Source organism: Streptomyces smaragdinus (assembly GCF_009604385.1).
Classification (GTDB): Bacteria; Actinomycetota; Actinomycetes; order Streptomycetales; family Streptomycetaceae; genus Streptomyces; species Streptomyces smaragdinus.
The window spans coordinates 15,355-29,351 of the sequence record NZ_WEGJ01000028.1 but is presented as its reverse complement, the minus strand read 5'-3'; the positions used below and the strand labels follow the sequence as shown (position 1 = coordinate 29,351).

The 13,997-nt window shown below is 73.4% G+C and carries 12 protein-coding genes and 1 tRNA gene; 7 read left to right on the top strand and 6 right to left on the bottom strand.

Annotation, left to right across the window (positions count from 1 at the left end; all coding sequences use genetic code 11):
* Positions 1-50: 50 nt before the first annotated feature.
* From SRB5_RS26265 to SRB5_RS26240, 6 genes are all read right to left on the bottom strand, one after another.
* Positions 51-326, bottom strand: coding sequence for a metal-sensitive transcriptional regulator (locus SRB5_RS26265; RefSeq protein WP_323378495.1), 276 nt, complete (start codon positions 324-326; stop codon positions 51-53).
* A gap of 139 nt (positions 327-465) precedes the next feature.
* A complete protein-coding gene (locus tag SRB5_RS26260) occupies positions 466-969 on the bottom strand; it encodes a cyclic nucleotide-binding domain-containing protein (protein ID WP_153455908.1) in 504 nt (167 codons plus the stop codon).
* 205 nt (positions 970-1,174) lie between these two features.
* Complete coding sequence (locus tag SRB5_RS26255; RefSeq protein WP_153455907.1) at positions 1,175-2,575, bottom strand: thioester domain-containing protein; 1,401 nt, start codon at positions 2,573-2,575, stop codon at positions 1,175-1,177.
* A gap of 243 nt (positions 2,576-2,818) precedes the next feature.
* The gene (locus tag SRB5_RS26250) at positions 2,819-3,265 is read right to left on the bottom strand and encodes a single-stranded DNA-binding protein (protein WP_153455906.1); all 447 of its coding nucleotides are present in this window, start codon (positions 3,263-3,265) and stop codon (positions 2,819-2,821) included.
* 119 nt (positions 3,266-3,384) lie between these two features.
* Positions 3,385-5,199 carry a GTPase gene (locus tag SRB5_RS26245; protein ID WP_153455945.1) on the bottom strand — a complete coding sequence of 605 codons (1,815 nt, stop codon included), beginning with the start codon at positions 5,197-5,199 and terminating at the stop codon, positions 3,385-3,387.
* Positions 5,199-6,818 carry a dynamin family protein gene (locus SRB5_RS26240; RefSeq protein ID WP_323378494.1) on the bottom strand — a complete coding sequence of 540 codons (1,620 nt, stop codon included), beginning with the start codon at positions 6,816-6,818 and terminating at the stop codon, positions 5,199-5,201. The genes SRB5_RS26245 and SRB5_RS26240 overlap by 1 nt, the downstream gene beginning before the upstream one ends.
* Before the next feature lie 317 nt (positions 6,819-7,135).
* Here SRB5_RS26240 and SRB5_RS26235 point away from each other — a divergent pair.
* The 7 genes from SRB5_RS26235 (at position 7,136) to SRB5_RS26205 (ending at position 13,971) form a co-directional block, all read left to right on the top strand.
* Positions 7,136-7,208: transfer RNA gene (locus SRB5_RS26235), tRNA-Arg, on the top strand.
* Positions 7,209-7,531: 323 nt separating this feature from the next.
* Complete coding sequence (locus tag SRB5_RS26230; RefSeq protein WP_153455905.1) at positions 7,532-8,536, top strand: hypothetical protein; 1,005 nt, start codon at positions 7,532-7,534, stop codon at positions 8,534-8,536.
* 73 nt (positions 8,537-8,609) lie between these two features.
* Positions 8,610-10,142 carry an amino acid permease gene (locus tag SRB5_RS26225; protein WP_153455904.1) on the top strand — a complete coding sequence of 511 codons (1,533 nt, stop codon included), beginning with the start codon at positions 8,610-8,612 and terminating at the stop codon, positions 10,140-10,142.
* The gene (locus SRB5_RS26220; RefSeq protein ID WP_323378492.1) at positions 10,139-12,580 is read left to right on the top strand and encodes a nitrate- and nitrite sensing domain-containing protein; all 2,442 of its coding nucleotides are present in this window, start codon (positions 10,139-10,141) and stop codon (positions 12,578-12,580) included. The genes SRB5_RS26225 and SRB5_RS26220 overlap by 4 nt, the downstream gene beginning before the upstream one ends.
* On the top strand, positions 12,577-13,020 hold the full coding sequence (locus SRB5_RS26215; protein WP_153455903.1) for a roadblock/LC7 domain-containing protein: 444 nt from the start codon (positions 12,577-12,579) through the stop codon (positions 13,018-13,020). The genes SRB5_RS26220 and SRB5_RS26215 overlap by 4 nt, the downstream gene beginning before the upstream one ends.
* The gene (locus tag SRB5_RS26210; protein WP_153455902.1) at positions 13,020-13,376 is read left to right on the top strand and encodes a DUF742 domain-containing protein; all 357 of its coding nucleotides are present in this window, start codon (positions 13,020-13,022) and stop codon (positions 13,374-13,376) included. The genes SRB5_RS26215 and SRB5_RS26210 overlap by 1 nt, the downstream gene beginning before the upstream one ends.
* A complete protein-coding gene (locus SRB5_RS26205; protein WP_153455901.1) occupies positions 13,363-13,971 on the top strand; it encodes a GTP-binding protein in 609 nt (202 codons plus the stop codon). Before SRB5_RS26210 ends, SRB5_RS26205 begins: the two co-directional genes overlap by 14 nt.
* Positions 13,972-13,997: the final 26 nt, after the last annotated feature.

Below are 13,997 nucleotides of genomic sequence, written 5' to 3'. Positions count from 1 at the left end.
CGTCCGGCGACGGGCCGGGCCCTCCGGGGTGCGGTGCGGTCGGGCCGCTGTCAGGCCAGGGCGAGGAAGAGCTTCTCCAGCTCGGCCTCGGTCATCGGCGGGGCGTCGGCGCCGCCCTCCTCGGCGGCGGCCAGGCACTGGCGCATACCGCTGGCCACGATCTTGAACCCGGCCCGGTCCAGGGCGCGGGAGACGGCGGCGAGCTGCGTGACGACGTCCTTGCAGTCGCGGCCCGCCTCTATCATCGCGATGACGCCGGCGAGCTGCCCCTGCGCCCGGCGCAGCCGGTTCAGCACGGCGGCCTGCGCTTCCTCTTCCACCCGCACGGGGCCCCTCCTTCGTTCAGTACGCCCGATTTTACCCCAGGGGGTATAACCGAAAAGGCTCCGTACGATTTGTCTCACACTGTGAGCACGGTCACGGGGACCGTTATTCCCCCGGCAGCGGCGCCTCGTCCCCAGTGTGTCAGTTGGGGTTGGCGTCGTCGTCCCCCTCGTCGTCGGCGTCGGAGCCGCCGGGGCGGCCCGTCCCGTAGGGACCGTACAGCTCGAGGATGTGCCGGCGGGCGGCCCGCAGCCGGCTGCCGATGACCTCGGCGACGTGCAGGACGACGGCGCGGCCGAACTCCGGGTCCGTCTCGCAGAGCTCGCGCACCACGTCCGCGTCGAACTCCAGCACCTGTACGTCGTTGACCGCGCGGGCCGCGAGATGCCAGGTGTAGGGCGGGAAGAGCCAGGACCAGCCGACGAGGTCGCCGGACTGCAGCGACTCCACCGTGACGGGCTGGCGGCCGGGGACCCGCATGTCGAGCCGGACGTTCCCGCGCCGGATGATCCAGAACCGGTCGGCCCGGCGGCCCTCCTCGAAGATCCGGGTGCCCGCCGGGAACTCTGTCTCCTTCGCGAGCTCCGTCAGCCGGTCGCGGCTTTCGGGCGGCAGCGTGTCGAGCAGATGAGCCGTCACGGCCATGAGACCCGCCTCCCTTTCCCTCCGGCCGGGGGTCCGGGGGTCGTCCCCCGGCGGAAAGCAGCAGTCCGCTTCGATTATCCGGCGCCCGGCGGCGCCCCGCTCGGCGAGGCACCCGCCCACGGCCCCGGGCGACGCCTTTGCCCACGGCCCGTAAGGGAGGAGGCCGGACCCGTACGGGTCCGGCCTCCCGCTCAGCTACTCACGCTCACGCGCTCGCGCTGCCGCCCTTGCGCCGCACCACGAAGACCACGGCGCCGCCCGCGACCACGAGGGCCGCCGCGATACCCGCGATCCACGGGGTGGCGCTGCTGCCACCGGTCTCGGCGAGGTCGCCGCCCTGGTCGCCCGACCCGCCGGCCGAGGCCGGGGAGGGCTGGGGCGCCGGGGTGGTGTCCGTGGTCTTGCAGTCCAGGACACCCTCGAAGACCTTCTGGAAGCCGTTCGCGCCCGAGATGGTGATCTTGTACCGCTGGTCCTCCTTGACGGGGACCGTCACGGTGCGCGACTCACCCGGCAGGACCTCGTACGACTCGCCCGCCAGCTCGAACTTGAACGCCTCGTCGCCCTCGTTCTTCGCGGTCACGTCCACGCCGCCCTCGGCGCAGTTCTTCTCGGCGGTGACCGCCGGGATCGCGCCCTTCTTCGCCCAGGTGGCGGAGGCCGCCGCGGTGACCGTGGAGGCCTCGGAGCCGGCCAGGATCTGCACCTGGCTCTCGGCGAACTTCCCGACGCCCGTGAACGCCCGGCCCACCGGCACCGTGGTCTGCGCCTGCGCGGTGACCGACGCCGCCCCGTCCGGGGTCCCGGCCGGGACGTCCAGGAAGAGCTCGGCGCCGTCGGCCGCGGAGGTCACCGGCGCGCCGTTCTTGTCGACGACCTTGACGCCGGCGGCCGCGCCCTCCGGGGAGACGGAGACGGCCGCGGACTCGGCGTCGGTGCGCACGGTGATCGGGCCGAGCTTGTCACCGGACTTGCCGGAGACGGCCGCGGGCTCCAGGCGCAGGGACGCGCCGGGCTCCTCGGTGCTCTGCGCGCTCTTCTCGAGGTAGTCCGCGAGCTTCTCGGCGTCCGCGTTCTTGGCCTCGACGTTCACCTTGTCCGAGAAGCGCCAGATGGCGACCTGGGTGCCCGCCGCGGCGGTCTTCTCGGTGAGGCTGCCCGCACCGGCCTTGCTCGCGAGCGCGGCCAGGTCCTTGACCTGCGGGTAGGAGTTCTGCAGGATCCAGCGGATCTTGCCGGCGTCCGGGTTGTTGTGCAGCGAGGACTCGGCCCAGGGCACCTCCTGGTACTGGGCACCGCCCTGGGTCGGGTGGCCGAAGTCGATGCAGTACGTCTGCAGCGCGCCGCCCTTGTCGGTGGTCATCTCGAAGAGACCGGCGCTCAGGTTCCGCTTCGAACCGTCCGCGTTGGTCATCACGGCACCGTCGGAGATCTTCAGGCCGCCGAGCGTCGCCGACGCTCCGCCCGCCTCGGCGGGCGGGGCGTCCTGGGCGGCGACGGGCCCGGCGGTGGCTATCGCACCGGCGCCCAGCATGGCCGCGGCGGCGATCGCCGCGGTGAAACGAGCGGACCGCTTGGAACGGCGCGGCCCCGTAACGGAAATCATCGGTTGTGTATCCCCTCCCGGCGGGTCAGCTCCGTGGGGGTTTCCCGCCAGCGAATCGGCTCACGGCCGTCGGCCGTGACGATCCGCGCATCCTAGGGAAGCGCTTGTCCCTTGAGTCCCCGAATGTCCCCGGCCTCTCGGCCGATCCGGACGGAACTGTTACACCACCGTCTTCAGAAACCCCCCGGAACCCCATCGGAACGGAACACCCCGCCCCCGCCCGCCACTTGGGCCCGGCGCGGCTCACCCCGGCGCCCCGCTCAGCGCCGGCTCCGCGCGTCCGCCGTCCGCCGCCGCGGCACCGTCGCCCCGGGTCCGCTCCCCCGTCTCCCTCGTCGTCCGGTGGAACGCCGACGTCCCCCGGGCCAGGTCGTGTCCGATCGACGCGGCGTCGATCTGCGCGTCGCTGTACTGCTTCCCCTCGTGCTCCCGCTCCCGTACCCGCAGCCTCCCGCTGAGGATCACCGGGTCGCCGATGGCCAGCGACGAGGCGGCGTGCTCCGCGAGGGCGCGGTACGTCCACACGGTGTAGAAGCTCGTCGACCCGTCCACCCAGCCCCCGGCGCCCTGGTCGAAGCGCCGCTCGGTCGTCGCCACCCGGAAGCGGCACGCCGGGGTGTTGTTCTGCGTGAGCCGGAAGTCGGGCGTCGTCGCCACGTTCCCCACGACCGTCACCTGTGTGCTGCTCATAGCGGGTCCTCCCCCGAAGTCGTCCTTGCCCGCACCATGTTTCCGAAGCGCGGGCCGGGCCGCGACCCCCTGTGGACAGCGCCGGCGATGTGCGCAACCCGGCCACCCGCGGGGGTGAATCAGACCCGCGCCACCCCGCCCGCGGCCACCGCGTACTGCTCCCGTACCTCCTTGTACCGCAGCAGTTCCGCCGCGACCGGCTCCAGCACCCGCGCCCGCCCGCACCCCGCCGCCGCCTCGCGCAGCCGGCGTTCGGTGTCCTGCCCGTGCCGCCGGGCCGGGCCCCGGGCCACCAGCCGGCACACGATCGCCGTGAGCGGACCGCTGCCCGAGCAGACCAGGGCGAAGCCCAGCAGCATCTGCCAGGCCACATGGGCGAGCCCGGTGGCCGCGCACAGCAGCCACAGCAGACACAGCATCTGCAGCATGAACAGGGCGTTCTGCGTCGCCCCGACCACCGACCACCACCGCGGCCGCTCCGGCACCCGCCCCGCGCCCACCACCCCCGCCGCCGCGTCCAGCTCCTCCGCCAGCCCCGCCGCCCCGCGCCCCGACGCCTCGTGCACCGCCTGCGCCCACGGCCCCGGCAGCCCCGCGGCGGCCGTCGTCGCGACCGCCCGTACCGCCTGCTCCACCACAGCCCGCGACGCGGACAGCGCACCCCCCGCAGCACCCCCCGAAGCACCCCGCCGCCCCGCCTTACGCACCCGCTCCCCCCTCTCCTCCTCCGCCGTATCCCCCCGCCGCCGACGCCACCACGCGAACACCTGCCCCCAGCACGACCCGTACGCCCGCTCCGCCTCCGCCCGCCACTGCCGCTCCGCCGCCAGCCCCGCCGCCCGCGCGCCCACGGCCTCCGCGAGCCGGTCCTCGAACTCCTCCCGCGCCGGGCCGCTCAGCACCGCCGGCCCCTCCGACACGTACACCTCCTCCAGCCGCGCCACGGCACCGTCCAGATCGGCCGTCAGCCGCCGCTCGGCGGCGCCCCGCTCCGAGACCAGCCCGGCCAGCTCGCCCCGCAGGTCCGCCACCCCGTCCCCGGTCTGCGCGGACACCGCGAGCACCATGGCGCCGGGCTCGCCGTGTTCGCCGAGGGCGAGGCCGTCCTCGTCGAGCAGCCGCCGCAGGTCGTCGAGGACCTGGTCGCAGGCCGCTCCCGGCAGCCGGTCGGCCTGGTTGAGGACGACGAACGTGACCTCCGCGTAGCCGGCGAGCGGACGCAGATAGCGCTCGTGCAGCACCGCGTCGGCGTACTTCTCCGGATCGACGACCCACACGACGGCGTCCACCCGGCCCAGCAGCCGCTCCACGTCCGCCCGGTGGGTGTCCACGGCGGAGTCGAAGTCGGGCAGGTCGAGCAGGACGAGGCCGCGCAGCGCCGGGTCGTCCTCCTGGGGGCGCAGCGCGCGCGGCGGCAGGCCGAGGCGTTCCAGGAGCTGGAAGGGGGCGTCGTCCTGCGGCCCGCGCCAGGCGCAGGCGCTCGCCTCGTCGGTGGTGGGGCGGCGGGGGCCGACCTCGGCGAGGGCGCAGCCGGCGAGGGCGTTGAAGAGGGAGGACTTCCCGCTGCCCGTCGTGCCGGCAACGGCGACGACGGTGTGCTCGAGGGAGAGCCGCTGCCGGGCGGCGGCCTCGTCGAGCACCCGGCCGGCCTCGGCGAGGGTGCGTCCGTCCAGGCGGGTACGGGAGAGGCCGACGAGTTCGCGCAGCGCCTCCAGCCGCGCCCGCAGCGGGGCGGAGATCCGGCAGGCGGATTCACGCCCCGGGGCCGCGCCCTCCCCGTCGGCCGCCGTCCGCGGTCCGGGCGGCGCGGGCTCGGCCTCGGGGGCGAGGTGCCACGCCTGTGCGGCGAGCCAGGGGTCGTCGTCCAGCCTGACGCCCTGTCCGCCCTCGTCCCACTCCTGCGCGCGGCGCGCGATCAGCCCGTCGTCCCACATCACCGCTTCTCCCTCAGCTTCTCCAGTACGGACAGTGCCGCGATCAGTTCCACCTGCTGGTCCGGTCCGGTGCGCAGCGCGTCCACCGGGGCGAGCCGGCGCGTCCGCTCGCCCTCCAGCACCCGTTCGAGGCAGTCGATGAGCAGCCGGCGCACCCGGTCGTAGCAGGCGCGGGCCTGCTCGGTGCCGATCAGCGTGCCGAGCGTCTGCGCCGCGGGCCGGGAGCGCTCCTCGCCGCCCAGGAGGGTGACCGCCAGCAGCGCGGCGGCCTCCTCCGCGTCGCCGTCGGCGGCGCGTTCGCTGTCGCGTACGGCCTCCTCGGCGAGCTCCTCCAGACAGCGCCGCCAGCGCCGGGCGGCGAGATGGACGCGCTGCGGGGGGTCCTCCGGTTCGGGCGGCCGGCGGTCCAGGCCGGCGGCGCCGGCGGCGGGCTCCTTGCGCAGGTCGGCGGCGGCGCGTTCGTCGGCGGCGGCGACGGCGCAGTGCAGCAGGGCGCCGAGTCCGGCGGCCACCGCGTCGAGGAATTCGGCGTCGTCCCCGGGGCGGCTCTCCCAGAGGGCGAGCGCGTCGCCGGACAGGACGGCGCCGGCGGAGATCTCCGCGCGGACGTGCTCCACGGCCTCGTCGTACGCGGCGTCGATCCGCCCGGCGATGCGCTGGACGGCGGCCAGCTGGGACGCGGAGGCGGAGGCCAGCGCGGGCAGCCGGCGGCGCAGCGAGGCCAGCGCGCCGCGGGCGGTGCGTTTGGCGGCGGCGGCGCGGGCGGCCGGGTCCTGGGCGCGGTGGGCGAGCCAGCCGCGGAGGTCCTGGACGGCGGTGGCGGGCAGCAGTCCGCTCGCGCCGCCGGCGGACTCGGGGAGCTCGGGGATGGTGAACCGGGGGGCGTTGCCCAGGCCCCCGCGGGCCAGCAGCGCCCCGTACTGGCGGGACAGCTCGCCGGCCACCTGGTGCGGCACCCGGTCCAGCACGGTGAGCAGAGTGACGTCGAGCTCCTTGGCGCTGCGCAGCAGATGCCAGGGCAGGGCGTCGGCGTACCGGGAGGCGGAGGTGACGAGGATCCAGACGTCGGCGGCGCACAGCAGCTCGGCGGCGAGGTCGCGGTTGGCGCGGACGGCGGAGTCGATGTCGGGGGCGTCGAGCAGCGCGAGCCCCTGCGGCAGTCCCTCGTCCGGTACGAGCCGCAGGCACCGGCCGGGGGCCTCGCGGCGCTCGTCGTCCTCGGCGTCGTCGTCGGGGGCGCTCTCCCCCAGCTCGCGGGTGAAGCCGGGCAGGATCCGCTCGCCGGCGAACCAGCCCAGGTCGTCGGGGTGGCAGACGAGCACCGGCAGCCGGGTGGTGGGCCGCAGCACCCCCGCCTCGGTGACGCGCCGGCCGACGAGGGAGTTGACCAGGGTCGACTTCCCGGCGCCGGTCGAGCCGCCGACGACGGCCAGCAGGGGGGCGTCGAGGCTGCGCAGCCGGGGGACCAGATAGTCGTCGAGCTGCGCCAGCAACTCGGCCTGCCCGCGTCCGGCCCGCGCGGCCCCCGCGAGGGGCAGCGGGAACCGGGCGGCGGCGACGCGCTCCCGCAGCTCGGTGAGAGCGTCCATCATTTCGGGCCGTACATCCAAGGACACCACGAGCGAAGAATGCCCAATTTTGGTGACTTTTGAAAGGATATGATGCGTGTACGCGCCACAGTGCCCCACGGATGCGGGAGCCGCCCGCCGATTCCGTGGGCCGTCCCACCGGTAACGACTGCACAACACAGCCGCCACTGGGCGGAAAAAGCGCTGCGGGAATCCCACTCACCTGCGATTATCAGGACGCTTCACCGATCCTCCACACGCTGACACAGCGGTGGAGCGGTACGTGGCAGAGCTCCCCGGACCTCTATCCTTGTCCTGGCAAGGACCCGGCCCCACGGAGCCCCGCCCGCACCACATGCCACACACCGGCCCGCGTAGCTCAGTGGATAGAGCAGGCGCCTTCTAAGCGCTTGGCCGCAGGTTCGAGTCCTGCCGCGGGCGCCGCACGGCGTGCGGCCCCGAGCCCCGCCGACGCCTCCGCCATCCCCGCGCACGCGCCGTCCCGGCGCGCCCCGCCTCGGGCAATCGGTCGAATCCGGTCCCACGGCTTCCGAATCCGTACGAGAATGTTCCGTCGTCGATTACACATGCGGCCCTTGTGTCGCTACGATCCACAACTGCCCCGTAACTCACGGGAGTTGGCATGCGCAACGCCGACGCGCACGCCACTGCGGCAGTGAGCCCGAGGATCCGATGTACTCCACCGAGTTACTACCGCTTCACCAGCAGCTCAGCCCACCCCCCATACCCGCCGGGAGGCTCGGATGAGGCTGGGCCGCTCCTCCTCGGGGCGCGGCGAGTTCCGGCCCGTCTACCACCCCGCGGGCCTCGACGACGCGTTACGCGCGGCGCTGGACGATCTTCTCGTGGGCCGCTGGATGGCGACCCGTACCCTGCTCGCCCGGACCGGAGACGACTTGGCGCTGCGCACCTCCCGCTCCCAGGTGCTGGGGGTCGGGGCCGCCCGCTCCGCCGTGGTGCAGGTGTGGCTCGACGAGGAGCCGCACAGCGTCGACGCCCGGATGATCCGGGCCCGCGTCGCCACCCACCGCGCGGTGCAGGCCGCCCGGCGGCGGCTGCCGGGCGCCGCGCAGCTCGAGGACGAGGCGCGCGCCCTGTGCCATGAGGCGGCGGAGGCCGCCTGGGACCCGGTGCCGTGGATCTGTCTGCTGACGCTGGCCCAGCTCGACGCCGGCCAGCGCCGCCCGGAGCACCGCGAGCTGCCCCCGGAGACCCTGCTGCAGCGCGGGCCCTGGGGGCTGCTGAACGAGGCCGTCAAACGCGACCAGTACAACCGCGAGGCCTTCCACCGCATGCTCCAGCTGAGCACGCAGCACGGCGGCTCGCACGCCTACGCCCTGGACTTCGCCCGCTGGGTGGGCTCCTGGGCACCCGCCGGCTCGCCCCTGCTGGTCCTGCCGCTCTACGCGCACGCCGAGCACTATCTGAACGAGCGCAAGCGCGGTCGCGGCGACGCCCTGGTGCACCGCCAGTGGTCCCGCGAGGACATCCTGCGCGACACCCTGCGCGCGATGGACGGCTGGCTGGAGCGCTCCGATCCGGCGACCCGCTCCCAGCTGGACCTCAACTATCTCGCCCACGCCCTGTCCGCCGCCGGGCAGCACTCCGACGCCCGGCTGGTGTTCGAGGCCCTCGGTCCGTACGCGACCGAGCTGCCCTGGGCCTACGTCACCGACGACCCCGAACGTTCCGATCTGGCAACTGCGGAGTTCCTGCGCGCCCGCGCGCTGGCGCTCCGTAACACCTGACCGGTTCATCTGTACCGATTTGAGTGTCATGCCCCTGTCCCCGACACCCCCGTCCCCGTAACGGAGTAACTCCATGTCACAGACAACGACCCGCACCGGCGGGTCGCCCCAGCAACCGAGGCCCAAGTCCGACGACGCCCATCTGCGCGACCTCGGGTACGAGCCCGAACTCGCGCGCCGGATGAGCGGGTTCGGCAACTTCGCGATCTCCTTCTCCGTCATCTCCATCCTCTCCGGCTGTATGACCCTGTACGGCTTCGGGCTCAACACCGGCGGCCCCGCCGTGATGATCTGGGGCTGGGTCGCCGTCGGTCTGCTCGTGCTGTGCATCGGCATGGGCCTGGCCGAGGTCACCAGCGCGTACCCGACGTCGGGGGCCCTCTACTACATGGCGCACCAGCTCGGCGGCCCGCGCTGGGGCTGGTACACCGGCTGGCTGAACCTGCTGGGTCTGCTCGGTGCCATCGCCGGCATCGACTACGGGGCCGCGATGTTCACCGGCGCGTTCCTCAACATGCAGTTCGGCTTCGAGCCGACCGAGGAGAAGATCTTGATGATCTTCGCGGTGATCCTCATCCTGCACATGGTGCTGAACCTCTTCGGTGTGCGCCTCGTCAGCCTGCTGAACTCGATCAGCGTCTGGTGGCACCTGCTGGGCGTCGCCCTGATCGTCGGTGTACTGGCGATCGTCCCGGACCACCACCAGTCGGCCGGCTTCGTCTTCGGCGAGTACCACAACGGCACCGGCTTCTCGAGCGCCATCTATGTGACGGCGATCGGCCTGCTGCTCGCCCAGTACACCTTCTGCGGTTACGACGCCTCCGCCCACCTCTCCGAGGAGACCACCCAGGCGCAGGTCGCCCCGGCCAAGGGCATCGTCCGCGCCATCTGGGTCTCCTGGATCGCCGGCTTCGTGCTGCTCGTCGGACTGACCTTCGCCATCCAGGACTACGCCGGGACCCAGGGGTCGGAGACCGGGGTACCGCCCGCGCAGATCTTCATAGACGGCCTCGGCGAAGGCGGCGCGAAGGCGCTGCTGCTGGTGGTCATCGTCGCCCAGCTGTTCTGCGGCAACGCCGAGGTCGCCGCGACCAGCCGGATGGTCTTCGCGTTCTCCCGCGACGGCGCGCTTCCCGGCTCCAAGTCCTGGCGCCGGGTGTCGCCCCGTACCGGTATCCCCACCCGCGCCGTCGTGCTGTCCGTGGTCGTCGCCTTCTGCCTCGCGCTGCCGTCGCTGTACTCCGCCGAGGCGTACGGGGCCGTCGTCGCGATCAACGTCATCGGCATCACGCCCGCGTACGCCATCCCGATCTACCTGCGGCTGCGCGCCAAGGACAAGTTCGTGCCGGGGCCGTGGAACCTGGGCCGCTGGAGCAGCCTGATCGGCTGGATCGCGGTCATCTGGGTCGCCGCCATCACCGTCGTGTTCTGTCTGCCGCAGGTGTCCCCGGTGACGGCCAAGAGCTTCAACTACGCGTCGGTCGCCCTGGTCGTCGTGCTGCTGCTGGCCACGATCACCTGGTGGGCCGCGGGCCGGCGCTCGTACAAGACGCCGATCTACAGCGTCGACCCCGAGCTGGCCGCGGTCGGTAAGGACCTCGTGTGACGTCGGATCGTCTTCCGGCCGCCCCGCGGCGGCGCTCGCCCAGGCTGCGCTCCCTGCAGCGCATCCTGGCGGGCGCCGTCGCGGCGGCCATGATCACCATCGTCGTGGTCGCCACGGCCCGCGAACTGGGCCGGGCCGAGTCGGTGCGGGACTACGGCACCGACCTGGACCGGCTCGCCGGGCCGACGCTGACCCTGGTCTCCGCCCTGCAGGCGGAGCGGCGGACCACCGCCGCGTACTGGAACCACCGGGCGGACGAACTCGCCCTCCACGACCAGCAGGACCGCACCGACCTCGCCGCCGGCGTCTGGCACAGCGCCGCCGCCTCGTCGGCGGACACCCAGGCGGTGCAGACCGTGCTCAACGGGCTGGCCGGCGTGCACTCCCTGCGCGACCGGATCTCCGGCCGCGACGGCGACCGTGACGCCGTGCTCACCCCGTACACCGCGATCATCGACCGGGTGATCAGCGTCCCGCGCGCCCTGCGCCCGTCGGACGGCGACGTGGCGTACGGGGTCGGCCCGCTGACCGGGTTGCTGCAGGCCCAGGAGGCCCTGGCCCGCGAGGACACCCTGCTCGCGGGCGCCGCCCACGGCAGCACGCTGACCGCCGGCGAACGGGTGCGGTTCGCGGAGGCGGTGGGCGCGGCGCGGTCCTCGTTCGCCTTCAACGCCGCGGACCTGCCGGACGAGTCGCGTACCGCGTACCGCAGCCTCACCTACTCCCCGGCGTGGGGCGTCCTGATGCACGCCGAGGACCTGGTGCTGCAGGCCGAATCCGCCCCGGACGGCACGCTCGTCCTGCCGCCCGAGGCCGTGGAGTGGACCGAGGCGTACGCGAACCTGCGCGCCGGACTCGACGGCATGACCGAGGACACCATGCGGGCCCTGGCCGACCGGGCCCGGGACAAGGCCTCCGCCCGGCGGGCCACCGCGGTGTGGCTGGCCGCCGGGGCCGGGCTGCTCACCTTCGGCGCCGTCGCCCTGCTGGTCCTGCTGCTGGGCCGGCTGGTGCGCCGTACCGAGGAGATCCGCTCCAGCGCCCTGGACGTCACCCGGCGCCAGCTGCCGCCGCTCATCCTGAAGCTGCAGCGCGGCGAGGACGCCGACATGTCGGTGCTGCCCCCGCAGACCGCCGAGAACGACGAGTTCGGCGAGATCGCCAACGTTGTCGCCAAGCTGGCGGAGGAGGTCGCCGACGCGGCGAAGGCGGTGTACGAGGAGCGCTTCGGCTTCGAGAAGTTCGCCGAGGGCGTCACCCTGCGCGCCGTCACCCTGATCGTCGCCATCCTGCGCTCCCTGGACGATCTGCAGGACCGCTACGCCGACACCGACTCGGAGCTGCTGCGCGAGCTGTACGAGCTCGACCACCTCACCGTGCGGGTGCGGCGCCAGCTGGAGAACCTCCTGGTCCTCTCCGGCGGCGCGGTCGCCAACCCGCACACCGAGCCCGTCCACGTCGCCAACCTGATCGTCGACGCGGCCGGCGAGGCCCGCGGCTTCGCCCAGGTGACCAAGGAGTTCCGGGCCGAGGCGTGGGTGGCCCCCGATGTGGCCGGCCAGCTCACCCACCTGATCGCCGAGCTGATCGAGAACGCCACGACGTACTCGCCCAGCGGGTACGAGGTGACGGTCCGGGCCGCGGACGTGCCCGGCGGCGTCGCCGTCGAGGTGGAGGACCAGGGCCGGGCGCCCGAGCACTGGTACTTCCAGTCGCTCAACAGCCGCCTGCTGGACGTCCCGTCCTACGCGGTGCTCGCCAAGTCCGCCGACCAGCTGGGCCTGTTCGTCGTCGGCCAGCTCGCCCAGCGCCACGGCGTCCAGGTCTCCCTGCGCGAGGGCCGCCGCGGCGGCGTCCTGGCGTCGGTGCTGGTGCCCGACGCGCTGCTGACCCGCGAGCCCGCGGGGGCGGCGCAGTACGCCTCCCTCCCGCCGCGCAAGCAGCCCTCCCGGCAGCGGACGCAGCCGCACGCGGCGGAGATCCTGCCGGAGACGACCCCCTCGGGGCTGGCCCGGCGGCTGCCCACCCGCACCTCGCAGCAGCACCCCGCCACCGCCCGCACGCAGGAGCCGCCCGTGCGACCCGCCGCCGCCCGCCCGCCGGAGCCGACGCCCGACCCCCAGGCCGCCGCCGCGGTGCGCGAGGCCCTGGTCCGGCAGGCCGTCGCGCGGGAGATCCCCCGGCGCGCCACACCCCCCGTGCGCAAGCCCGCCGCGGGCAAGGGGAGCGGCCCCCTGCTCCCCCAGCGCGTACCGGGCGAGAACCTCGTCACGCAGCTGCGCAAGGAATCCGCCAAGAACACCCCCGCCCGCGACGAACGCCCCATGGACGACCGCCCGCTGGACGACATCGAGTCCGCGTTCACCGGCCTCCAGGACGCCCTGACCGCCCCCGCCACCCCTGCGGCGAACCCCCACGACAAGGACAGCGAACGATGAACACCCTCCTGCGCCTCTCCAACGTCATCCCCGTGCACCCCCACGACACCCCCGTCTTCGACAACCTGCGCGACAATCTGCAGCTCGTCCCCGACATCATCGGCTTCGTCCTGCTCGCCGACGACGGACTGGCGCTCTGCGGCTACGGGCACGGCTGGACGCAGGACGACGTCCAGACCATCGCCGCCGCCTGCTCGGGCCTGGCGAGCCTCGCCGACGGTCTGTCGCAGCCGGTGTCCGGCGGCTCCGTACTCCACCTGAACATCACCATGGAGCACGCCCATCTGATCCTCACCGCCTGCGGCAACGGCTCCACCCTCGTCGTGTACACCTCCGGCCCCGAGTCCATCGGGCTGGCGATGCGCGAGACGGTCCGGGTGGCCCGGGCCTTCAAGCCCCAGCTCGGCGTGGGCAACCGCGCCGGCGTACCGATCCGCTGATGACCGGCCAACGGGGATCACGCAGGACACGCGCCTTCGCCCTGTCGGCCTCGCGGTCCGAGACGGCGGCCGGCGACGGGATCAGCATGCACTCCACCATCCGTGCCGCTGTCCCGCCCGACCAGGCGCGCAGCATTCCGGAGGAGTGGCAGGACATCCTGCGTGTCTGCGCACCGCCCGGTGTGGCCGTGGCCGAACTGGCCGCCCGCACCGGGCGCCGCCTCACTCCCACCACGGTGCTGCTGGGACAGCTGCTGGCGAGCGGCCTCATCGACCACAGCCCACCGCTGAGTGACGCGGAAGCGTCCAACATCGAATTCCTCCTACGACTCAGGAGCGGCATTGAGCGCGCTTGACCACACCGGCGCCGTTTCCCGGCCGGGACCCGTCCTCCCGTCCGTCAAGATCCTCATCGCCGGCGGCTTCGGCGTCGGCAAGACCACCGCCGTCGGCGCCGTCAGCGAGATCACCCCGCTGCGCACCGAGGAGCAGCTGAGCACCGCCGGCGAGGGCATCGACGACCTCTCCGGCATCGAGCACAAGACGTCCACCACCGTCGCCATGGACTTCGGCCGGATCACCCTGGACGTGGCGGTGCTGATGCTGTTCGGCACGCCCGGCCAGGAGCGGTTCTGGTTCATGTGGGACGACCTGCTGCGCGGGGCGCTCGGCGCGCTGGTACTCGTGGACACCCGGCGGCTGTCGCACTCGTTCGCGGCGGTCGACTTCTTCGAGAACCGCAATCTGCCGTTCGTCGTCGCGACCAACTGCTTCAACGGCGAGCAGGAGTTCGAGCCCGACCAGATCCGTGAGGCGCTGTCGCTGAAGGACCCGACGACGCCCGTCGTACTGTTCGACGCGCGCGAACGGGACTCGGTGCGCGGGGTGCTGCTCGCGCTGATGGACCATCTGATCGCCGCCGCGCAGTCGGCGCACGCGGGGCAGCGGTAATCTCGTGATCTCCGTGATTCGTCGGG

Coding starts and splice junctions, on each gene's coding strand:
- SRB5_RS26260 (WP_153455908.1), bottom strand. CDS start 969: ATGGCCGTGACGGCTCATCTGCTCGACACGCTGCCGCCCGAAAGCCGC.
- SRB5_RS26255 (WP_153455907.1), bottom strand. CDS start 2,575: ATGATTTCCGTTACGGGGCCGCGCCGTTCCAAGCGGTCCGCTCGTTTC.
- SRB5_RS26250 (WP_153455906.1), bottom strand. CDS start 3,265: ATGAGCAGCACACAGGTGACGGTCGTGGGGAACGTGGCGACGACGCCC.
- SRB5_RS26245 (WP_153455945.1), bottom strand. CDS start 5,199: ATGTGGGACGACGGGCTGATCGCGCGCCGCGCGCAGGAGTGGGACGAG.
- SRB5_RS26230 (WP_153455905.1), top strand. CDS start 7,532: ATGAGGCTGGGCCGCTCCTCCTCGGGGCGCGGCGAGTTCCGGCCCGTC.
- SRB5_RS26225 (WP_153455904.1), top strand. CDS start 8,610: ATGTCACAGACAACGACCCGCACCGGCGGGTCGCCCCAGCAACCGAGG.
- SRB5_RS26215 (WP_153455903.1), top strand. CDS start 12,577: ATGAACACCCTCCTGCGCCTCTCCAACGTCATCCCCGTGCACCCCCAC.
- SRB5_RS26210 (WP_153455902.1), top strand. CDS start 13,020: ATGACCGGCCAACGGGGATCACGCAGGACACGCGCCTTCGCCCTGTCG.